General features: G+C 54.3%; 17 protein-coding genes. 9 read left to right on the top strand and 8 right to left on the bottom strand.

Translation table 11 applies throughout. From position 1 onward, the window contains the following. Positions 1-21: 21 nt before the first annotated feature. Positions 22-927 carry an AraC family transcriptional regulator gene (locus GCE01_RS11590; protein ID WP_064274858.1) on the bottom strand — a complete coding sequence of 302 codons (906 nt, stop codon included), beginning with the start codon at positions 925-927 and terminating at the stop codon, positions 22-24. A gap of 479 nt (positions 928-1,406) precedes the next feature. On the opposite strand from GCE01_RS11590, the gene GCE01_RS11585 reads away from it, so the two are divergent. The 4 genes from GCE01_RS11585 to GCE01_RS11570 all read left to right on the top strand — a co-directional run bounded on the left by GCE01_RS11585 (position 1,407) and on the right by GCE01_RS11570 (position 9,563). After that, complete coding sequence (locus GCE01_RS11585; RefSeq protein ID WP_099212989.1) at positions 1,407-4,592, top strand: efflux RND transporter permease subunit; 3,186 nt, start codon at positions 1,407-1,409, stop codon at positions 4,590-4,592. Next, complete coding sequence (locus tag GCE01_RS11580) at positions 4,585-5,766, top strand: efflux RND transporter periplasmic adaptor subunit (RefSeq protein WP_244591196.1); 1,182 nt, start codon at positions 4,585-4,587, stop codon at positions 5,764-5,766. Before GCE01_RS11585 ends, GCE01_RS11580 begins: the two co-directional genes overlap by 8 nt. A gap of 2 nt (positions 5,767-5,768) precedes the next feature. Beyond that, on the top strand, positions 5,769-7,235 hold the full coding sequence (locus tag GCE01_RS11575) for an efflux transporter outer membrane subunit (RefSeq protein WP_099212988.1): 1,467 nt from the start codon (positions 5,769-5,771) through the stop codon (positions 7,233-7,235). A gap of 153 nt (positions 7,236-7,388) precedes the next feature. Continuing rightward, positions 7,389-9,563 (top strand): TonB-dependent receptor, encoded by a 2,175-nt coding sequence (locus GCE01_RS11570; RefSeq protein ID WP_099212987.1) that lies wholly within the window; start codon positions 7,389-7,391, stop codon positions 9,561-9,563. Positions 9,564-9,567: 4 nt separating this feature from the next. Here GCE01_RS11570 and GCE01_RS11565 read toward each other — a convergent pair whose 3' ends face one another. Further along, positions 9,568-10,299 (bottom strand): AraC family transcriptional regulator, encoded by a 732-nt coding sequence (locus GCE01_RS11565; RefSeq protein ID WP_244591195.1) that lies wholly within the window; start codon positions 10,297-10,299, stop codon positions 9,568-9,570. Between the two features lie 190 nt (positions 10,300-10,489). Here GCE01_RS11565 and GCE01_RS11560 point away from each other — a divergent pair, with 190 nt between their 5' ends. From GCE01_RS11560 to GCE01_RS11540, 5 genes are all read left to right on the top strand, one after another. Next, positions 10,490-11,257: a class I SAM-dependent methyltransferase gene (locus GCE01_RS11560; RefSeq protein ID WP_174694837.1), complete on the top strand. Its 768-nt coding sequence runs from the start codon at positions 10,490-10,492 to the stop codon at positions 11,255-11,257. 249 nt (positions 11,258-11,506) lie between these two features. Then, the gene (locus GCE01_RS11555; RefSeq protein WP_244591194.1) at positions 11,507-13,336 is read left to right on the top strand and encodes an adenine deaminase; all 1,830 of its coding nucleotides are present in this window, start codon (positions 11,507-11,509) and stop codon (positions 13,334-13,336) included. 123 nt (positions 13,337-13,459) lie between these two features. Beyond that, complete coding sequence (locus GCE01_RS11550; RefSeq protein WP_244591193.1) at positions 13,460-14,548, top strand: HupE/UreJ family protein; 1,089 nt, start codon at positions 13,460-13,462, stop codon at positions 14,546-14,548. A gap of 272 nt (positions 14,549-14,820) precedes the next feature. Next, positions 14,821-15,240, top strand: coding sequence for an SRPBCC family protein (locus GCE01_RS11545; RefSeq protein WP_099212983.1), 420 nt, complete (start codon positions 14,821-14,823; stop codon positions 15,238-15,240). 51 nt (positions 15,241-15,291) lie between these two features. Next, positions 15,292-15,903, top strand: a complete 612-nt coding sequence (locus tag GCE01_RS11540; RefSeq protein ID WP_099212982.1) for an NAD(P)H-dependent oxidoreductase — start codon at positions 15,292-15,294, stop codon at positions 15,901-15,903. 35 nt (positions 15,904-15,938) lie between these two features. Here the strand turns inward: GCE01_RS11540 and GCE01_RS11535 are convergent, their stop codons facing one another. From GCE01_RS11535 to GCE01_RS11510, 6 genes are all read right to left on the bottom strand, one after another. Beyond that, the gene (locus GCE01_RS11535) at positions 15,939-17,144 is read right to left on the bottom strand and encodes an MFS transporter (protein ID WP_099212981.1); all 1,206 of its coding nucleotides are present in this window, start codon (positions 17,142-17,144) and stop codon (positions 15,939-15,941) included. Positions 17,145-17,269: 125 nt separating this feature from the next. Further along, positions 17,270-18,226, bottom strand: a complete 957-nt coding sequence (locus GCE01_RS11530) for an N-acetylglucosamine kinase (RefSeq protein WP_099212980.1) — start codon at positions 18,224-18,226, stop codon at positions 17,270-17,272. Between the two features lie 56 nt (positions 18,227-18,282). Next, positions 18,283-19,479: a serine hydrolase domain-containing protein gene (locus GCE01_RS11525; protein ID WP_099212979.1), complete on the bottom strand. Its 1,197-nt coding sequence runs from the start codon at positions 19,477-19,479 to the stop codon at positions 18,283-18,285. Positions 19,480-19,509: 30 nt separating this feature from the next. Continuing rightward, positions 19,510-20,274, bottom strand: a complete 765-nt coding sequence (locus GCE01_RS11520; RefSeq protein ID WP_099212978.1) for a GntR family transcriptional regulator — start codon at positions 20,272-20,274, stop codon at positions 19,510-19,512. Between the two features lie 5 nt (positions 20,275-20,279). After that, positions 20,280-21,209, bottom strand: a complete 930-nt coding sequence (locus GCE01_RS11515) for an N-acetylmuramic acid 6-phosphate etherase (RefSeq protein WP_099212977.1) — start codon at positions 21,207-21,209, stop codon at positions 20,280-20,282. 5 nt (positions 21,210-21,214) lie between these two features. After that, the gene (locus GCE01_RS11510; protein WP_244591192.1) at positions 21,215-22,738 is read right to left on the bottom strand and encodes a sodium:solute symporter; all 1,524 of its coding nucleotides are present in this window, start codon (positions 22,736-22,738) and stop codon (positions 21,215-21,217) included. Between the last annotated feature and the right edge of the window lie 30 nt (positions 22,739-22,768).

Here is a 22,768-nt window from a genome sequence, read left to right as displayed (position 1 = left end):
CGTCATTTTTAAGCCTTCTCGTTAGGCTGGTAGCATTCCGTCTCCCGCATATTTCAGGCGTTGCGCGTCCCTTGCGGGAGGAACCCCGAACATGCGCCGGTATTCTCTACTGAATTGGGACGGGCTGTCGTACCCGACCGCAAATCCGGCCTCAGCAGCATCGACCGTGGCACTGAGCAGCCTGCGGCGCGCCTCCTGAAGGCGAAGGCGCGTGCGATACTGCAAGGGGCTCATCATCGTGGCGGCCCGGAAATGCCGATGAAATGATGAAGGGCTCATCCCGGCAATCTTCGCAACAGATGCAATGTCGAAAGATTCTGCGTAATGCGTTCGTATCCAGCCAATCGCCCGATTGAGCTGGGAGAGATTTGTCCCCGCGGTGGCAATCTGCCGCAGAACATAGCCTTGAGGCCCCTGCAACAACCGATAAAGCAGCTCGCGCAAGATGGCGGGCTGAAGAATGGGAATGTCTTCCGGATTTTCCAACAGCCCTACGAGGCGGGTCACTGGATCCAGGATTTCATGGGTAAGTGCACTGACCGTCATGCAGGATGGGCATGTCGTCCCGTTTGTAGGAAAGGCATCCTTCATTTCGAGTAGCAAATCAGCAATTTGCGCAGGGTCCAGAGCCAGGCAGAGCGCCAGATAGGGCTTTTCATGCGTGGCTTGTGTCACCTGCCCAGTAACGGGAAGGTCAACGGCCGTTACGAGATACTTGCTGGCATCATAATCGAAGACCTTGTCACACAGCATGACCTGTTTTGACCCTTGGACAATCACACAGAAGCGGGGTTCGTACACCACATCCATTGGTGTCGTGGGGGCATCCGCACGAAAAAGCAGCAGGCCCGGCACAACCGAGCGGGTCGTTGGCTCGACGCAATGGCGGTCGATCGTGTCTCGAAGCCGTGACAGAATATCCTGCATGAAGCGAAATTTCCGATTTTTTCAGTCAGTCGTTTGGGTATTGCACATTTAGGGGCATGCCTGATCCGCCCAGAAGGGTAGTGTGAGACTTTGGTCGGATTGTGCAAGCATATGATCGAATCAGGCATCTTTTTGAAGTTTCGTTCTAACCCTTCATGGCGATGTATCCACTTTTGATGGCGATTTACGGACTGTTGTCTCTATTTCATGTCCTCGCCTGCAGCTCGATATGGCAGGATTGTGCAATCATCTGATTGGATTGCTCTACCGGATGTTGCGCGTGGAGTTGCATGATCCGCCCAAGCCTTCCGCGGCGGTTATGCTCCTTCCCTGAGAACGTCGTTTCCGGTGAGAAGACGGCCAACGCGGCGCGGCATCATGTCATGGCGAAAAGCTTGCCGATTTGTCCGCACATGGATTGTGCCGGACAAGCGGGGTGCGGATTCCGTGCTCCAAAGCCATCTGAACAGAGATATTCAATGGGGATCGTCGCCTTTGCGCTACGACGGCCTTACACGTTCCTTGTCGCAGGGGTACTCATCCTGCTTCTGGGCATCACGGCCGTCTTCAGAACGCCTACCGATGTGTTTCCGAACATCGATATCCCGGTCGTCACCGTCGTCTGGTATTATGACGGCCTGGATGCAGCCGAGACCGAGAAGCGGATCAGTACTTATACGGAGTTTTCCGAAAGCTTCTTCGTCAACAATCTGCGCACAATCGAAAGCCAGACGACACCGGGGCTGGTCCTGCAAAAGCTGTATTTTCAGCCGGGCGTAAACGTGGATCTTGCCGTAGCCCAAACCGTTTCGGCTACAAACTCAATCCGCGCCCTGCTACCACCGGGCATTCAGCCGCCCATCATCATGCAGTACAGCGCTTCTAGTGTGCCGGTTCTCCAGCTTTCCCTCTCTTCGGAGAAGCTGACGGAAAGCGAACTGTATGACTATGGCATTTACCGCATCCGTCAGCAGCTCGCCCCTATTCCCGGCACAATGCTGCCCCCGCCCTATGGCGGAAAGATCCGTCAGGTCATGGTGGATATTGATGAGACCAAGTTGGCAGGCGTCGGCCTGACGCCGCTGGATGTTTCCAACGCCATTAACGTGCAGAACCTGACACTGCCCGGCGGAACAGTGAAATTCGGCGCCACCCAATACGACGTGCGTATGAACGGCATGCCAGACGTCGCAGCGCGTCTGAACGATGTTCCCCTCAAGCGTGACCCCAAGACTGGCGCTATCGTTCGTATTGCCGATGTTGCGCAGGTCCGTGATGGAACGGCCGTGCAGCAGAATGTGGTGCGCCGCGAAGGCCGCCGCTCCGTACTGCTCTCCATCATGAAGGCCGGAAATGCCTCGACGCTGAGTGTTGTAAACGCCATTCGTAATCAGGTTCTTCCTGTCACGCGTGCAGCAGCCCCGGCAGGCATGAAGATCGAGGAGCTGTTTGACCAGTCCCTGTTCGTCAAAGCGGCAATTACCGGAGTGGCGTCTGAAGCTGTCATCGCCGGCCTGCTGACAGCGGCAATGATCCTTGCGTTTCTCGCAAGCTGGCGTTCGACCATTATCGTTGCCGTCTCCATCCCGCTGGCCATCCTGTCTTCGATTGCCGTGCTATCCTGGACTGGCCAGACACTGAATCTGATGACCTTGGGAGGCTTGGCCCTTGCCGTCGGTATTCTGGTGGATGATGCGACTGTAACGATCGAAAATATCCATCGTATTCGCCATGAAGGAACAGAACTGCGACAGGCCGTGCTCAACGGCGCGTCGGAAATCGCACTGCCAACACTGGTTTCGACACTGGCCATCTCCAGCGTATTTGTGTCGGTAGAGTTCCTTGTCGGGCCGTCCCGCTTCCTGTTCACACCGATGGCCCTTGCTGTTGTGTACGCCATGCTCGCCTCCTATGCGATCAGCCGGACGCTGGTGCCAATCTTCGCAGCTATCCTTCTTCGGTCTGAAGAACGGCAGACCATACGCCGCCGCGATGCCGGGCTGCCACCTGATGTCATTACCCGGTTCGGCATTGCTTTTGATCGGCGCTTCAACCGGCTGCGGGATAGCTACGTCCGTCAGTTACATGGCCTCATCGAAAGTGGCTGGAAAGTTCCTGCGCTGGCAGGTGTGACTGTTCTGGCTGCCGGTTTCCTCGCAACTCAGGTCGGGCAGGATTTCTTCCCCACGATTGATGCCGGCGAATTCAAGCTCCACGTCCGCGCGCCGGAAGGCACGCGCATCGAGAGCACGGAACGACTGTTCGATCAGGTTGAAGACGTCATCCGTGAAGTCGTACCCGAGCATGAACGGTCATTGGTCCTCGATAACATGGGTGTACCATTCCGGTATTCCATGCCTTTCGACGACGGCACGACCGTTGGACCGAATGACGGTCAGATCATGGTGGAGCTGAAGGAAGGGCATCGTCCAACCGCCGACTATATCCGCACACTCCGGACCGAACTGGCTCGCCGTTTCCCGGACAGCGTGTTCTATTTCCAGCCAGCCGACATCGTGACCCAGATCCTGAATTTCGGGCTTCCCGCGCAAGTGGATATCCGCATTTCGGGTTATGACGCGGCAAATAACCGCAAGGTCATGCAGGAAGTCCGTCAGGAAGTCTCCCGCATTCCCGGCCTGGTGGACGTCCATCTGCACCAGCAGATTGCAGCCCCAGAACTTGCAATTGCGATTGATCGTGAGCGCGCTCTGGACCTCGGCCTGACGCTCAATGACGTTGCGCGCAACGTGATGGTATCACTGGCGTCCTCCAATACCGTAACCCCGAACTTCTGGGTCGATCCGGCAACGGGCATTCAGTACCCGCTCGCGGTCCAGACACCGCAGTATCGGGTCAACAATCTGGGTGATCTTCGTAACACCGTCATTGCCTCCGCAATCGGGTCACAGCACTCCTCGGCTCTGCTGAGCAACGTCGCAACCATCAAGCGCGGCACGGCACAGAACGTCATTTCACACAGCAACATCCAGCCGACACTCGATGTCGATGCGAGTGCAGAGGGGCGTGATCTGGGGAGCATTGCCCGGGACATTGACCGGGTCATTGCGCGCCATCGGGGGGAGCTTTCACCAGGCAATGTGATCACCGTTCAAGGGCAGATCGAAAGCATGCATTCTGCCTTTACCCGGCTGGGTATCGGCCTGATGGTCGCAGCGATTGCGGTCTATCTTCTGATGGTCGTGAACTTCCAGTCCTTCATGGACCCGTTCGTGGTCGTCCTTGGCCTTCCCGGCGCCATGTGCGGGATCGTGTTCATGCTGTTCGTCACAGGGACAACGTTCTCGGTTCCTTCCCTCATGGGGGCGATCATGAGTGTCGGTGTCGCCAGCGCCAATTCGATCCTGCTTGTAACCTTTGCCAAGGAAAGACGTGCCGAAGGCTTGAGTGCCGTCGAAGCCGCCGTCGCTGCCGGACAGGCACGCCTGCGCCCCATTCTGATGACGTCACTCGCAATGATCATCGGCATGTTGCCCATGTCTCTGGGGCTCGGCGATGGCGGCGAACAGAACGCCCCGCTCGGACGCGCCGTGATTGGCGGCCTGATGATGGGCACCTGCGCCACGCTCTTCATTGTGCCCTGGCTCTACACACGCCTGAGAAAACGAGAAAGCCGCATTCTTGAGGAATACAGTCATGTCTGAACCCGTTTTATCCTCGACCGGCGTCCGTGAAGAACGCCGTGGGCCGCCCATCGTGCCGTTGATTGGCCTCGGGGCTATCCTGCTGCTCGGCTACGGGATCTACGCGCATAGTGAACGCGGCATCGCAGTTCGCGCTCTCGCTGAGACGCGTCAGAACCAGACACCAGATGTCAGCTTCATGATTGCTCACAGAGAGACGAGGCCTGTCTCTCTTGATCTTCCCGGAGAAACCGCCCCTCTCGAGACAGCGGCAATTGGTGCGCGAGCATCAGGATACATTGCCGAACGACGTGTTGATATCGGCACTCGTGTCAAAGCGGGAGACGTTCTTGCCATTATTCATGCGCCGGAACTGGATCGACAGGAAGCACGCGCCAAGGCCGCGGCCGAACAGGCTCGCGCCAATCTGGATCTCGCCCGTGTTACGGCAAGGCGCTCTGGTGGCCTCGTCGGTGGCGGCGCGGTGAGCAAGCAGAACTTCGATACGGATCGCATTACCCAACAGGCTCAGAATGCTGCACGTGCAGCAGCCGACGCAGCCCTGGCGGAAACCGCACAACGGCGTGCCTACACGACTGTGACGGCCCCTTTCGATGGTGTTGTGACGGTACGGAACGTGGAAGTTGGCGATCTGGTGAGTGCGGATAGTGCTCAGTCAGTCCCGCTGTTTGTGGTCGCTCGCACGGATAGACTGCGTGTTCGCGTGCATGTGCCACAGGAGGAGGCCGGCACAGTGCAGACGGGTACACCTGTCAGTCTGACTGTGCCGGATCATCCGGGAGAAAGCTTTGCAGGCACCGTCACACGGACAGGCCATGCGCTGGAACGTGAGAGCCGGATGCTGCCAGTTGAAATCGAGCTGGATAATCGTGACGGAAAGCTTGCCTCCGGTGTGTATGGTTCAATTCATTTTGACTTGCCACGCCCTGCCCCGACCCTGCTGATTCCAACGGAATCACTGATTTACAACGCGGACGGCCTGTCCGTGGCCACCGTCGAAGACGGGAACCGACTGCGTCTTCACAAGGTGACTGTTGGACGGGATTATGGAGATCGGATTGAGATCCAAACCGGTTTGGCTGAAGGAAGCCGCCTGATCATGCATCCTCCATCGGCTTTGACAGATGGCCGTCAGGTTGCACCGCATGATGTGAATGGATCGAAGGGAGCGTGAAGATGCGTTCTTCCACCACAACTCTTACGGCTGGATTAGCGCTCCTGCTGAGCGGCTGCACGATGATTCCGGACTATCATCGCCCTGCAGCCCCAGTGGCAACCGCGTGGCCCAATAAAGCCGCCGATGTGGCGGCTACGGATGGGGGCAGTCTTGAGAACTGGCGTACATTTTATCGCGACCCCGTTCTGCAATCGCTGATCGAGACGGCTCTGGCCAATAACCGGGACCTGCAGATTGCCCAGCATCAGGTCGAAGCGTCCAGCGCGCAGTTCGACATTGAAAATGCTGCCCTGTTCCCAACGCTGAATGGGACGGCGGGTGCGAATATTCAGAAAATGAATTCCAGGATATGGAGCCTGTCACAGGGGAATGGTCCGTTCTACATGCGGCAATATGCCGTGGGGTTTGGTGTCTCGGCTTATGAGGTCGATCTGTGGGGACGTATCCGGTCCGCCTCTCGTGCGTCGTTTGATCGGTATGTTGCAGATGAGCTGGGGCGTGAGAGTATGCGCCTCAGCATCATTGCAAGCGTTTCGACAGCAATGCTCAACTGGGTCGCTAACAATCAGGCCCTTCTGGTTACACAGAACGTCCTTGCGAACCGCCGTCACACTTATGATCTGGTCAAGCAGACAGCCGATGTCGGCACCGGAACTCAACTTGATGTTGCCGAGGCGGAAGCTGCTCTGCGGGACGCAGAAACCAATCTTCAGATCTATACGCGTCAGCGCGAGCAGGCGATGAACCAACTTGAACTCCTGGTCGGCACACCTCTAATGCCTTCAGTGCGTGCTGATATGGAACATAAGGCTGCCCTTGAGGATGTGGTGCCTTTTCCGGATGTTCCGGAAGGGCTTCCTTCAGACATGATTGCACGTCGGCCTGACATCCTTTCGGCAGAGCAGGTTTTGCGGGCGGCAAATGACGATATCGGAGCAGCGCGAGCTGAGTTTTTCCCCAAAATCCAGATCACGGCGGCGAATGGTACGGCGAGCAACAATATCACTCGCTTGTTCCAAAGTGGGATGGGTGCCTGGAACGTAGCCCCTCAGATCACTCTTCCACTGTTTGACGCCGGGCGTCTGACAGCAGAGCTCCACCAGGCAAAGGCTCGTAAGAAGGAGGAAATCGCACGGTATGAGAAGACGGTGCAAACTGCATTCCGGGAAGTTGCTGACGCCTTAGCTGGGCGAGGCACTTACCTGGAGCAGTTGCATGCGCAGAACGCCTTGGTTCAGGCTGGTGGCCGCCAGTATCAACTCGCACTCGCGCGTTTTAAAGGGGGTTATGACCCCTATCTTGATACGCTCGTCGCACAACGGACACTCTATAGTGCTCAGCTTGGAGCGATCACGACCCATCTTCAGCAGATGTCTAATACGGTAACACTCTACAAAGCGCTTGGAGGCGGATGGAACGAGACCCTTCCGGCTCGTAAAAACGCCATGATCAACCACGTTTTGTAGCGCTTCCTTCTCTTGCGACCTTCTTCGGCGGCGAAATTCACGATTTTGCCGCCATTTACGAAAATACTCGATATCGTTTGTCATAACTCTCCCAATGACAAACCTTCCGTAACAAACGTAAATGAGAGTAATTATCATTTGCGGAAAAATCAGATGGCTGCCCTTAGGACACTCGCTTTTGCATGCGCGGGATTATCTGTTTTCAGCGGGTTTGGTGCAGAAGCCTCATCCAATGACGCGCCCTCTTCCACATCAAGCAGCAAGGAAGACCGTTACAAAAAGCCCAAAACCGTCACATCACACGGTAAGGCTGAACATATTCGTGTTCATGCAGATGCACATTCCTATGGAGCCACATCCAGCAGCATAGCGGACAAGCTTCCCACAACCTTTCTTCAGCAGACCCAGACGACAAATGTTGTGACCCATCAGGTCATTGAAGACATGACGCCTCAGACGATGGAAGATGTGGCGAAATATGTGCCCGGCATTTCCATCGGCAATAACTTTGGCGGCACCCAGGACGATCTGATGAAACGCGGTTTCGGAGCCGTGGACGATGGTTCGATCCTGCGCAACGGAGTGCGGATGCCGACTGGCCGGAACTTCGATCTAGCCACAACAGAACGCGTGGAAGTGCTGAAAGGGCCAGCGTCCCTTTTCTACGGAATGCAGGAGCCTGGGGGCGTCATTAACGTCATCACAAAGCAGCCCCGGAAAACATGGGGAGCCAATCTCGGGACGACATGGTCTTCGCTCGGCGGCGGTTATGGCCACTTTGATGGGGGTGGCCCCCTCACCCATGACCTGAGCTTCAGGCTTGTCGGATCCTACAAAAATGAGAATTACTGGCGTAATTTTGGCTCCAACAGGCAGAAGCTTCTGGCACCGTCCCTCCGTTTTGAGCACGGTCGCTTCACAGCAGATGTGTCTTACGAATGGGCGAAATATAACAATACGCTAGACCGCGGTGCTGTCTTTTCGAATGGACGAGCGGTCAGTGGTCCAGCAAAGCGGTTGGATGAAAGCTGGGCCAAATCCTTTGGCGAACGGCATCTTCTGGCCACGACGATGGAGTATCGTCTGACGGATCATGACCGCATCCGCCTGTCCGGAGGCTGGAACCGGGACAATTATCATGATCGGCAGGCTGATCCGTCTGCCTACAACGCCGCTACGGGCATCCTGACCCGCCGTTATAGAAGCAATACCGGAACCATCCGTGCCAATGGCTATGCGTCTTTAGATTACCTCTCAAATCACGTCCTGTGGGGTATGAAGCATGACCTTGTTGTGGGCGCCGACTACGAGAACCGCCAGCAAAACCAGGGCGCTTTCATTGATGGGACGCGACAGGGTGGGTTTTATCCCGCTGATCCTGTGTATGGGCTGCTCAAGCCTGTCGGCCCGATAAACAACAGCAACAGTGACTGGCGCCAGTACATCAACAGTGCTTCAGGATACCTCAAAGACAATATCCATCTGGGTCATGGGCTGATTTTAGCACCCGGTGTGCGGTATCAGTTTTTCCACATCACATATGGAGGCCGCCGTCCGTACGTGCAGACAACCGATGCATCATACACAAAGCCTCTGCCGTTCGTAGCGCTGGTGTATCAGCTAGGGAAACGCGTCTCTTTCTATGGAGATTATTCCCAGTCTTTCACGCCCAATCAGCTTGATGCTGGCAGCGTTCTTGAGGGCGGATACAAGCCCACCATGGGACGACAGTTTGAAGTCGGTGCGCGCTATCAGGATCGTTTCCTGACGGCGGATGTGGCTTTGTATAATATCCACAAGAAGAACGTACAGCAGTCCGCAGGGCTGGACGAGACAGGGAATACGCTCCAGCGTTTGGCGGGCCTGGTGGGTTCCAAGGGAGTGGAGGCCAGTGTGGCAGGCAAGCTGGACAAGCACTGGAACATTTTAGCCAATTATGCCTTCACCTATGCGCGTATCCTGCGTGACACGCCTGCGGATGAAGGCAAGCTTGTCGCTAACGTGGCCAAGCATACCGGTGGTGGCTATCTCACTTATGAAGCAGCTTTGCCATGGCTTCAGACGACTATGCGGATCGGCGCAGGTGCTCGGTACGTTGGGCGACGGGCAGGAGATCTGAACAATACCTTCTGGCTTCCAGGCTATACAACGGTTGATGCCTTTGCGTCATGGCACACCGGGCGGCTGTTGGGCCATGACACGTCTTTGCAGGTCAATGCTGTCAATCTGGCCAATAAAGCTTATTTCGTCTCAACCGCGGGGACCCCGCTCCGTGTTTCCTGGGGGCAAGGCCGTACGGTGCATGTGGGCATTGAGGTCGGGTTTTGAACGTTTAATGGATTTTGAGTCCTATATTGCTCTCCTGAGACTTTCGAAAACGTACAGGTGATTGACCCAGAAGGTGTGTGAACGCTTTTGCGAAGGCGCTAAGTGATGCGTAGCCCACGTCTGCACTCACATCAGTCACACGCTGACCTTCGGCCAGAAGGGTCGCAGCGTGGAAAAGGCGAGCCTGCGTAATCCACGCCTGCCACGTCATTCCGGTTTCATTGAGAAAATGACGGCGGAAACTGCGCTCAGACATGCCGGCTTGATGCCATGCCTGCGTCAGGCTGGCATGGCCGGGATCGACAAGAGCACTATCCATAGCGCGCACCAGCAATGGATGGGTGACGCGCGGTAGCGTGAACGTCTCAGCTGCTTTCTGCTTCATCTGTTCCTGACACAGCAGAAACAGAGCCTGAAAAAACGTTTGTTCGACAGGCATCTTCTCCCCTGATTTATCTGACCAGCGAAGCGTGTGAAACAGCATCTCTTTTATGACGGCCGTCACTGGGAAGGTTTGAATGCGTTCCAACGTTTCTGCAGAAAAATGCGCGGGATCAAAGTAGACCGAGACACCATCCAGATTACGCATCATGGTGCGATGTCGCGTTCCTGCGGGTATCCATATGGCATGAGACGCCGGCAGAAGATGCCGCCCTTCCGGCCCTTCGATCTGCGTTGTACCGCGTCTGGCGTATGTGATTTGATGTCGTGGATGCTCGTGCCAGTCATAGAACACAGCTGTTGCAGGGTTGCGAAACCCGAAACCAACACCACCCGAGGTATCGATCCGGTTCTCAATCAGGATGCTCTGTGTCTGGTTGGCAGTCAGGTTTTGAATTGGCCGGTTCCCGCTATTTTATGGCCGAGAAGCGTTAGTCGGCCAGTCACTCAGTCTTTATCCTGAACCTATTCGGAAAGGAATAAAGATGTCCCGTTCTCCCGTATCTCACGAAACCCGGATTGTTGATCAATTCACACGATGGGCAAAACCGTTTGCTGAATTGCCCATCCATGCAGACGCCGAAAGCATGGCACAGACCGTTTCCGCCTGTTCTGTCACCAAGGGCATGAAGGTATTGGACGTGGCATGTGGGCCAGGCATTGTTGCTTGCGGACTGGCCCTGACAGGGGCCGACGTCACAGGAGTTGATCTTACCCCTGCTATGATCGAACAGGCCCGTCTGCGAGCACGCAAGGCCGGTGTGAGCGTGAAGTATCAGATTGGTAACGCGCAGCATCTCCCTTTTGAAGCGGATAGCTTCGATCGTGTTGTGACACGTTACAGCTTTCATCACATGCAGGAGCCGTCTGAAATCCTGGCTGAGATGGTGCGTGTATGTCGGCCGGATGGGCGGATCATTGTCATTGACGCAACGCCAACCCCTGACTGTCAGGCACACTATGACCTTGCTGAGACCCTGCGTGACCGTTCTCATACAAGCGCCCTCACCTTGCAACAGTTACTGCTGATGGGCACCGATGCGGGCTTATTCCCTCTTGAAACGCAGCAATATCGCCTTGAATCCCGTTTGCAGGATCAGGTTGCCCCCGAAGACTGGTCTGCTCTGAAAGCAATGTTCGTGGAAGATATTGCCAGCGGGCAGGATCGATTAGGCTTGGGGGCATGGAACGCGGAGGACGGCATTCATTTCTACTTTCCGATCTCAATCGTAGTGTGGCGCAAAAATTGCTAGGCGAGCGGGGTGGCTATCAGTTGCCCCAATATCCGGAAAAAACATTATGATGCCGGTACGGTCCACGCTAGAATTCAGCATCGTTTTCTGCTGCCGGATGCCTAAGAGATGTTTTTTCCGTTGTCTTTCCGAAAGTTCTCGAATTTTTCAGCAAAGACGCTGGCCTGTTCGCTGTCATGTATCTCTCTGACATCATCATATGCCGTCGCTGGTGAAACGGCAGCTTCTCCGGTTCCCACAGCAAGTCGGGTGGCGCACCCCGTTGCCTTCAGTGATGAAGTTAAAACACGTCAGTTGTTGGTCGCGGTCGCCCTGGGTCATGCCCCAGCTGACCTTCTGATCCACAATGCAAAGGTTCTGAACGTCTACACCCTGAGTTGGGAGGATGGACAGGACATCGTCATTGCAGGGCGACGGATTGCCTGGGTAGGGCCTGTTGGGGCGTGGAAAGGTCAGGCGCTTTCAACCTTTGATGCCAAGGGGCTCCCGGCTGTCCCCGGTTTCGGGGAATCTCATAAGCATATTGAGAGTTCAATGCTCTCGCCCGAGTGGGAAGCGGCCCTTGTCATCCCACTGGGAAATACCTGGACCACGGAAGGCTCTCATGAGTTTGCGAATGTCAGTGGTACGCATAACGTTGAATTCTGGCTGACGGCAGAACACCTTGGCAGTCCGTTGAAAATTTTCCCTGCTCTCGGGTCAGCCACCCCGCCTTCTGCCTTCGAGCAAGGTGGCGGAAACTATGCCTACAAGGAAATCTCTGAAAATATTCGCGATAATCCGCGCGTCCAGGGGTTGGACGAAGTGATGGACTGGCCTGCCGTTTCAAACCCTTCTCACCCTGGTCACCAACGGATCTGGGAAAACATTCAGGCCACATTCGATAATCGGGGCGTCGTCGATGGGCACGGTGCAGGATTATGGGACATGGACACGATCAATGCGTTTGCCGGAGCGGGTCTCTCCAGCGACCATGAAACCCGGCTACCTGAAGAGGCATGGAACAAGTTGCAACATGGCCTCTTTTTACAGCTCCGTGATGACAATATTGAGCGGGCCGTCCCTTACTTTGTGCGTAAAGGGCTGAAAAACTGGAATAATATTGCGCTTGTAACAGACGACAGGAATGTCGCGGATACGCTGAAGCAAGGAACAATGGATTATCACATCCGTCTTGCAATCAAGATGGGTGCGCCCATTGAGGCGTCATACGCAATGGGTAGCCTTTATCCGGCCCAGCATGGTCATCTGGATCAGATTGTCGGGTCTATTACACCGGGTCGGTATGCTGACGTTGTCTTGCTATCTTCTGTGCCGGACGTGAAGATCAAGTATGTTTTTGCGAACGGAAAGCTGGCGGCCCAGGATGGGAAATACTTGCTTCCAGTGCCCAAAATTACATGGCCGACATGGGCATCCGATACGATTCATATCGGTAGAAAACTGACTGCAAAAGACTTTGAGATCCTGGCACCCAAGGGAAAAACAACCCAGGTTACGGCTGCTATTCAGGCCCCATTTTACACTGACCCCGTTCAGAAAACAGCAATGCTCTCTGTGGTGAACGGGGTCGTTCAGCGCGATGTCGCACATGATATCATCAAAGTTTCAACAGTAGATCGGTACATGGGACAGGCTCGGCTGGGCAAGATGTTCTGGACGGGTAATGGCCCTAAAACGCTCGATAGTGCCATCGCTACGTCCGTCTCCCACGATCTCCACAATATCACGGTCATGGGAACCAGCGACGAGGCAATGGCGCTCGCAGTCAATCGTATCGCCGAGCTCAAAGGTGGGATCGTGATGGTCAGCCACGGTAAGGTTCTTGCCGAAATGAAGTTGGAGATCGCAGGTCTAATGACCAGTCGTCCCGTGCAGGATGCCGCTGCGAGCATGGAAAATGTCTACGCCAAAGCCGACAGCCTTGAATGGATAGGAGCGCCCGGTTATCCGCGGAGACTTCTGATTTCGATGATCACATGCAGTCCTTTCACATGGCGCCTGGTCGTTCCATACCCAGGCAATCCGAGCGGGCTGGTTCTTCTCCAGACGGGGCAGACAATGCCGACTGTCTGGTAAGGTATGAAGGCTGTTTCCCCGAGCATCTTCCACGTTAGTGGAAATGTGAGAAAACCAATTCAAGTTATTGTTTTTGCATTTTTATTTCTAATGATTTTCCCTGCGTTCGCCGATCCGGAATCCATGACGAGAGTCCTGGTCTCGCTGGATCGGCCCGACACGGCGACGGTCATGATCGATATGGATCTGACAGTTCTTATGGGTGACCCTGCCAGATATTATGTGATGGCGACTGGGCGCGGCTCAAAACATGAGGCTGAAGTCAGATCTATTGCCCAGGAAATCACTAAGGCCCTACCGCTTTTCTCGGGTCATTCTCCACTTCACGCCACTCTTGTGACCTACAATTTTTCTAGCAAGAGCCGGGATGAGTATATGGATCTGGCAGCAGACAAACCTGCTCATTTCCAGTTCGTGATACCGCTTCCTGCCAATAGTGGCCCGTTACAGCTGCGTATTCCGCTGGGGGCGCAGATTGATTACCCAGTAGCCTATACGGTTCAGCTTCCTGAGCGCCATTTTACACAAACGCGATGGCTCGATGCCGGGCAGCATGAGAGCGTTACCTTTGACTATAGGGGGAAGCTTCCAACTGGTCATGTCGATCAGCCTGCAAGTTTTGATCCAGACACGCTGTCATGGTGGCAACAGCTTCCGGTTTATCTGAAGTTTGGGTTCAAGCATATCGTCCCGGAAGGGACAGACCATATCCTGTTTGTCTTAGGGCTTTTCTTTCTTGGAATTAGCTGGCGCAAGCTGCTGTCCCAAACAACGGTCTTCACAATTGCCCATGCCACCACATTGTTTCTCTCAACCTATGGAATTTTTGATCTTCCAAGCCGTTTTGTAGAGCCAGCAATCGCTCTGTCGATTTCGTTAATAGGTCTGGAAAATGTATTTAGTCCAAAACTGGGACGAATACGTCTGTTGGTTGTTTTTGCTTTCGGGCTGATTCACGGCTTTGGGTTCGCCAGCAGCCTGAGTGAAGTGCCCTTCCCTCATCGTGACTTCATTGCGGCTCTCATAGGCTTCAACTTTGGCGTTGATGCGGGACAGCTATTTATCATTCTCCTCGCAACACTGGCCGTAGGCGCTTTCAGAAACCGTCCATGGTTTAGAAGACGAATTGCGATCCCGGCCTCGCTTCTTATCGCAGCAATTGGCCTATCCTGGGCTGTTCAACGAATTTTAGCTTATCATTTGTTAGCCTGAGGATCAGCCATTTATTGTGTTCTACTTTTTGCGATGAAGGGTCATGGGTATGGCGGATGATCAAGGCCTAGCATCACAAGGAAGCTGAACTTTCACGGTTAGATTTCGTCTGTGAATTCTGTTCATAATTCATATGCAGAGACAGGCTATTATCGCACAAGATTGAGGACTGCATACTGCACATCTGATGTAACCGAGCCGAAGCGAGGCCTCATGCTCTATCTTATGAACGGCATGGTTTCTCCCGACCGGCGAGCTGTAAAGATCAAAAGATGATTGAAGCAAGCAGCGATGTAGATGTGGCGGTGAGTGCCGATAAGGCGTGGAGCCTGTTAGGCGGCTTCGATAATCTTCCCCTCTGGATCCCAATGATTACCAGGAGCTTCTTGGAAGACGGAGGTCGCGTTCGACGACTGACGGCCAAAGACGGGTCTGTGATTGTAGAGCGCTTGGTCAGTTTCGATCAGCGCAAACGCACTTACACTTATGCCTATATCGAGGGGCCGGACCCGGTTGAAGACTACCTTGGGAAGGTCACAGTTACATCCCTTTCCCCTGAACGCTGTTGTATAAGTTGGGGGAGCCAGTTTAGCCCGGTTGGAATAAGCAGCTCAGAAGCAGAAACGCGTTATCGCTCTGCTTATGCATCTGCCCTAAATCACGCAAAGACACTTCTGGAACAGGCGACGTAAGGCCCGTTTCCAGTAACTTCCCATAGTATTCAGGTTTTCAGGATAACTTTTATGAAAAATATTCTTCTTCTGAATGGTTCGAAAGCTTTCGGCCACTCGCAGGGCCGTCTCAATGACACGCTCCATGAGGTTGCTTACGAAACTCTAAAAAGCGCCGGGTTCGATATTCGTCAGACCAAAATTGATGCAGGCTATGATGTGCAGAGCGAGGTCGAGAACTTTCTCTGGGCAGATCTGATTATTTATCAAATGCCAGGCTGGTGGATGGGCGTGCCGTGGATCGTCAAGAAGTATGTCGATGAAGTTTTCACGGCTGGTCATGGCTTCCTGTACGCCAGCGACGGACGAAGCCGCTCCAATCCCAATCAGAAATATGGTTCAGGCGGCCTGATTCAAGGAAAGCATTATATGCTCTCCTTAACGTGGAACGCGCCGGAAGAAGCCTTTGAAGATCCGGCCCAGTTCTTTGAAGGTAAAGGGGTGGATGCTGTTTACTTTCCTTTTCACAAGGCAAACCAGTTTTTGGGAATGAGTTCTCTCTCTACGTATCTGGCAACGGACGTCATCAAAGTCCCTGCCGTCGATAACGTCATACGGCGCTACCGTGAACACCTTTCAAAAGTCTTGGGATTTGTGCTTCCCGAAGCCACTCTGGATACATGAGATAAAACAGTTTTGCTCTGATGATGTGCCCGGTCTTATGAATTGTTCCAATTGCGCAGTTGGAGCAAAGTAGCCGAAAGTGCCAGGCCCGCACCAAGAAGGACAATTCCAGTCCAGCCGAATGTGGGCCAAACCATCATCGTCGCGGCGGAGCCAAGAGCTCCGCCAAGAAACATTGTTCCCATAAAAATGGTATTCAGGCGTGCTCGCGCTTCAGGCCGCAGGGCATAAACGACATGCTGATGCGACACGAGCGCGCCCTGAATTGCAAAATCCAGAACGATCACCCCAGCGATCAGATCTGGAAGCGAATTCCAGAGACCGAAAATGCCCCATGACAGAAGTGTCAACATGGCCCCAAGAATAATCATTTTATGAGGGCCGTGTTGATCGGCAATTTTTCCGGCAATCGGGGCCGCAAGGATGCCAACGGCTCCGACAATGCCGAACAGACCTGCAGTGCCCGCCCCTAATCCAAACTTGGGCTCTTGCAGGTGAAGGGCGAGGATCGTCCAAAAGACGCTGAAAGCTCCAAACAGGAGACTTTGAGTGACTGCTGCGAGGCGTAACTGCGGAAACTCTTTCCAAAGGCCTGCAAGGGACGCAAGTAATTGCCCATAATGCATTTTCGAGGTCGGCTTGCTGGCAGGAAGAACCCACGCCAACAAGGCGCCTGTGCCCAGAGCGATCGGAGCACCGAGCCAGAACATCTCGCGCCACCCGGCATATGTAGCGACGACACCGGCCAAGGTCCGACTTAGAAGAATGCCGCACAGGAGGCCTGCCATAACAATGCCGACAGTGTGGCCGCGTCTTTCCGGAGAGGAAAGATGCGCGGCAAAAGGAACAATGAGCTGTGCAACAGTTGCGAGTGCACCAACCGCGACGGACGCCACAAGCAGGAGGGCTGCGTTTGGTGCTATTGCCGCAGCGGCAAGGGCAAGCGCGAGCAGAACAAACTGAAGAACAATCAGCCGTTTGCGCTCCAGAAGGTCCCCGACAGGAACAAGAAGAAACAGTCCCGCGGCATAACCAAGTTGAGTGCCGGTTGGAATCATGTTTGTGGTCGAACCTGGCAGGTCACGCTTCATGATGCCAAGCATGGGCTGATTATAGTAAATGTTCGCAACCGCAACGCCGGCAGCTACAGCCATGCTGAGCGTCAGAAATGCGGAGAGCGTGTTAGCGCTGTCAGGGCGATCAGCGTGGCTGGAGACGGGCGTAGGAGTTTGGTTGCTCATGATACTCGTTCCTTACCATGCCCCTCAGCAGCATGGCGACAGGCTCCTTAAATCACAGGATTTTGCCATATTGTGCTGAGAGACCGCATACTCATAGCTCACTCGTCACGGCCTCTGTTTTCGTTTCATGAACTGATGCCCGCTAACCGTAAGGTTGCAGCTGTTTTACAGATCCAGCGTTCATCGGGATTCCATCCGGCCATTTGAGCGGCGTTGAGCAAAGCTCCGCCCACCGGTGGCAGACGGGGCACCAGGGGCGCACCGTGATGAGCGGCTAGTGTCTCTCGAAGGAGACGACTTTGGAGAGCTCCACCAGCGTAGCTCCAGGGGAGAGATGTATCGGGAAATTTGCGTCTCGCAGCAGTGATGTGTGCTCCCAAAAGAGCTGCGGCTTCAACCATTATACGCTGAGCTGGCACAATGCCCTGCTCAGCTAGATCTGAAACCGTTTTTGCCAGCGATGCCACTGATGCACGAGGATTTTCGAGGCGGCTGTACCATTCCATTAGCCCAGCATCATAAGAATTCGCTTTAGAAGATAACCCGAGAACGTCAGCAAACGGTTCGAGGAATGCCCAATCTTTTTGATTGCGGCCATCTAACAGCATCGCCAGTAATGACAGAGCCTGTCGACCAATCCAGAACGCACTGCCTTCATCGCCAAACAGACTTCCCCATCCGCCAACACGGTCTTGTTCGCCTTTGCCATTAACGACCCACGCGACAGAGCCTGTTCCTGCCAGCAGAAGAAGGCCGCCATGCCCGGCAAATGCTCCGGTACAGGCAATATCCACGTCGTTGGTAATATTGAAAATATGCGGGAAATTTGCCGCTACGACGTCTTTCTGTTTTCGGCCGGATGGCCGCATCTCTCCGTAGCCCGCGAGCCCAAGAGATAGGGCTTTCGTGGTTGAGGGAAGACGGGACATCAAGGATATCAGGATGGACTGCCAGTCGACTTGATCGAATGGGTTGGAGCCAGGGGCTCTTATAACAGGGCCTAGAGTGCCGTCTCGGTGGAGAACGACAAGCAGTGTTTTGGTGCCCCCGCCATCTATTGCCGCGATGCTGGAACAGGTCACGGATCAATCCAATCAGACATGTCGTGCAGCAGTCGTTTCAGTGCTCATTGTATGCTTTAGGCCCTGTTGTAGAGACCGAGTGCATGCGCGGCTTCCGTGACAATATCGTATCGAAGTTGAGAGACATTCCCTCTCCCATTCGGGTGAACCCTGTTGGTTAAGATTAAGACGTATGAATCACTGGCCGGGTCGATCCAAAGCGACGTTCCAGTGAAACCTGTGTGGCCGAAGGAAGTGTCAGAGAAAGAGCTGCCTCTGGGCGAGGAGTAATGGGTCGTGTTATCCCATCCAAAGCCACGAAGTTCTGTTTTTCCTTGTGGTTGTTGTGGGGAGATCATCTGTTGCAGAGTTTCGCGGCGGAGTGGAAATGCACTTGGCCTGCCCGCAATCCGATCCAGCAATGCTTGTGCGTACAGGCACATGTCATGAGCGTCTGAGAAGAGACCTGCATGCCCGGCCACTCCGCCCATACGGCGCGCAGTCGGGTCGTGTACCACGCCACGAAGCATCATGCCGTGTTCATCATATTGTGTTGGAGCGATGATCATTTTGAGTGATGGATCAGGCAGATAGCCGGATTCCGTCATCCTCAAAGGACCCAGAATTTCTTTTTGAACGTATGTGTTCAGAGAAAGCCCGCTGACTTTCTCGACCACAAGTCCCAGCGTGATGAAGTTGATATCACTGTAAACAAATTTTTCGGCTGGGGGATTGGCCAGCGAAGAAGTCATCGCACGACGAACGGCTTCGGCTTTGCCATACCACGCATCGTCCAAAGAGAGGTCCGGGGGCAAGCCGGAATAGTGGGTCAGGAGCAGGCGTATTGTGACAGGCGCTTTTCCATTCGCGGCAAAGGCGGGTAAATAACGGCTGACAGGTTCGTCCAGACCCACCTGCCCCCTCTCGACAAGTTGCATAATAGACAACGCTGTCATGGTAGGCTTGGTCTGAGAAGCCATATCAAAGCGCGTATCCCAGGTCATCGCTTCCCGGTTCGGAACCAATGCTCGGTTGCCGCAAACGTAACGATGTACAATCTGTCCCTGATGCCCGACTGCAAGAACAATCCCCGGTACCTCCCCCTTCCGGACTGCTCGCTGCGCTAAGGTATCTACTCGCAAGAACCTGTCGTCTGAAGATTGAGCACAAGCAGACAGACCGCCACAGACCAATGTTGCGGTGCCCGTCAGAAAAATGCGCCGACTTGTAACCGTCAGGTTACGTTTGGACGATGAGGGATTGGGACTTGTCATCCTGCTTTTATCTCCTGAAAGACCACACGGTCAGCCACGCTCTGCGGATGTTCGGAGTTCCACGACAAAGTCATAGAGATCGGCGCGATAGCATGAGAATGTCACCTCAAGTATTCGTCCATCTGCCAAAAAAGATCTTCGTTCAATTTCAAGAATGGCACTCGGCTGCACAAGGTGGAGGAGCTCCGCCTCTTGAGTAGTCGCCATTCTGGCACGAATGCGCTGAAGCGCTCTGACTGGCAACAGGCCTCGCTCTTTCAACGCCTCATAAAATGAATCTTTGACTAACTCGGGAGATGCCAGATCCCTGCGAGAAATAACGGCGGTCTCAATGGCCAGAGGTTCCCCATCTGCGGTTCTGATCCGCTTGAGGCGAAGCACGGGTGCGCCCGGGGCCATACCCATTGCCATTGCTTCGTCCGGGCTGGCCCCAGCCATGCGCTTGCCTAGCCAGATTGAGCCGGGTTCATAGCCCCTCGCCCGCATATCTTCGGAAAAGCCCATCAAGGCAGACAGGGGCTGCTGGATGCGTCGGGTGACAAAGGTTCCAGCACCTGGGCGTTGAGTTAGAAGTCCCGCATTTACCAACTGCTCTAACGATTTGCGGACTGTCACTCGTGAAACACCGGTGAACTCTGCAATTTCCCGCTCTGGAGGAACAGCATCTCCACCCTTAAGGGCTCCACTCTCAATCAATTCCCTTAGTTGCTCAGCAAGTTGCAAGTAGAGAGGCTTGCGGTCTGCGGGATCAGGCGTCAGGGCAGCGAACAGCTTTTGCGAACTTATCACGTGCATGAAAATTACTCGTGTTCCTGGCGGGACGTAAGAGCGGCGCGCAAATTACCTTCGTGGGCAACAAGAGCACTTTCGGCGTCGTCAATTGTCATGCCGGACCGAACGAGCACGGCTCGCTTGACGTTTTGACCACTCACTGCAAGTGCATCAGCGATTTCCGCGGGAGTTCCGCCCGCTAACAAGTGCACCATCTGTGCTGCTCGTCTTTCCAGTTTTGCATTGACGACGCGCATGTCCACCATCTGCCCCCGGTAGCAATGACCCATCTGAATCATGAGCGTAGTGGACAGAAGATTTAGAGCCGCTTTTTGTGCCGTCCCTGCCTTCAAACGCGTTGACCCGGCAATAACTTCAGGACCCGTGACGATACTGAGACCCATCTCTGCCTCACTGAGAAGTCGGCCGGCCGGATTGGAGCTTATGCCGACAGTCAGCGAGCCCATTTCTCTGGCAGTTGCAATCGCGGCACACGTGTAGGGGGTTGCACCACTTGCTGCGATCCCGAGGACAACATCATTCGGCCCTGGAGTGTGAGACAATATCTCGGCACGAGCCGTATCCTCGCGGTCTTCCGCTCCTTCGACAGCTTCGAAAAGCGCTTTGGTACCTCCGGCCAGCATGAGAACCAGACGCTCAGGCTCCCACCCAAACGTAGGTGTAAGTTCTACACCGTCCTGAAGCCCGACACGCCCAGATGTACCGGCACCCACGTAAAAAAGGCGCCCTCCTGCCTGTAGCCGAGGAAGCGCCGCAGCGACGATTTTTGCAATTTGCGGGACTGACGTTTTAACAACTGCTGTTGCGGACATCTGGGCTTCCGCAAGTGCGTCCAGAATGGAGGTAGCCGGCCAAAGGTCAACGTCGACATAACGGGGGTCCTGAGATTCCGTGCCAGAAGAAACCTTTGAAAGGTTATTGGGGTCCTTGATGGCCATGATTGTCAGTCCTTTGAAGTGTCGGGGGCAGACGGAAAGTGTTGGAGCCCGCCTTTTGTGAACATTATTGAAATAGATCCCGATATGACCATCAAGGTAATTCCTAACGGCACTAACCAGGGAAAAGCCACGTGCCAGCTATAATACTGTAATGCCCCCATCATTACGGCCATGCCTGCCAGAGAAACAGAAAATCCCGTTAACGCATCTTTCAAGCATGCTGATGGATACAGCATTCCAAACAGGAACGTGCCTAGTGTTGGCCCATAAGACCATCCTGCGACTGTTAAGCCCAGAATGACCGCTGATTGTCGGCTTCCTGTGAACCACAGCGCAGTCAACAAAAGGGCAAGGCTGCACACCAACGTTAGGACCCGAGGTGCGAACAGCTTACCCTGCCCTAAATTTAAGCGTGTTTGGCACGTCTGAAGGGCACGTGCCGGTAAAGGCCCAAAATCTGTTAAAACAGCACTCGCCATTGCGTTAAGTGTAGATGATAGCGAACCCATAGTCGCGCTTAATACACCGGCTAGAAGCAACCCGCCTAAGCCTGCTGGCAGCCCTGAAACAATAAAAGTTGGGAAAAGGTCGTCAGGAGAATTCAGCCCCAGAGACGTGAGAGAGGTGCCTCCATTGCGTATCCAGAGTTGCACGCCGATTAGGGACAGGATCCCAAACAAAAACGCGATAACAAAAGCACTTCCCATTAGTGCAAAGCGCGCATCTCTCAAGCTACGTGCAGCCAGAAGGCGCTGAACCATGAGTTGGTCAGTTCCGTGAGAGGCAACTGAGAGAATAGCCCCTCCGACTAACGCGGCTAAAAGCGTAAAGGGATCAGACACCAGGTTGCCCATAGTCATATGATGGAAAGGTGCCAGATGCCCTGATCTCCACGCACTGGACCAACCTTCAGGAGAGATCTCGTTATTCAGCAGTACAGCACAGATGACTGCGCCAAAAAGATAAATGCACAGCTGAATAGTATCAGACCACACGACCGCGCGAAGACCACCCATCATCGTATAAGTCAGTGTAAATACCATAATGATGCCCATGACTAAGGCGCGGTTTATGCTGATCCCTTCATGATCAAGCATCCACATGAGTGGGATAAGCCCTGCCGATAAACGAACGCCTTCCGCAAGCAGTCGCGTTATCAGAAATGCGACTGACGCTGCTTGCTGCAATCCAGCACCGAAGCGATGACCCAGATACTGGTATGCACTTGTCATGCGGCCTTGTGCATACAGCGGCAAAAACCATATGGTCACGATCAAACGGCCAATAAAATATCCTGCCGCGAGCCCCAGGAACACCATACCGCTTCCATAACTTACTCCTGGAATACTGATGAATGTCAGGGTTGAGGTCTCGGTGGCGACCAAAGACAGGCAGATCGCCCACCACGGCAGGTCATGAGCGGCTGAGAGAAAATCTCCGGATGAGTTCTTTCGGCGTGAAAGCGTGATCGCCAGGACAGGCAGTGCAATGAAATAAGCACAGATTACAGCAATATCGGCAAACTGCATGAATGTTTCCTCGTAGACCTCAACTGCCAT

It is taken from the genome of Gluconobacter cerinus (genome assembly GCF_002723935.1).
GTDB lineage: Bacteria > Pseudomonadota > Alphaproteobacteria > Acetobacterales > Acetobacteraceae > Gluconobacter > Gluconobacter cerinus.
Note: the sequence above shows the minus strand (reverse complement) of the source record. Positions and strands in the feature narration are given on the sequence as shown.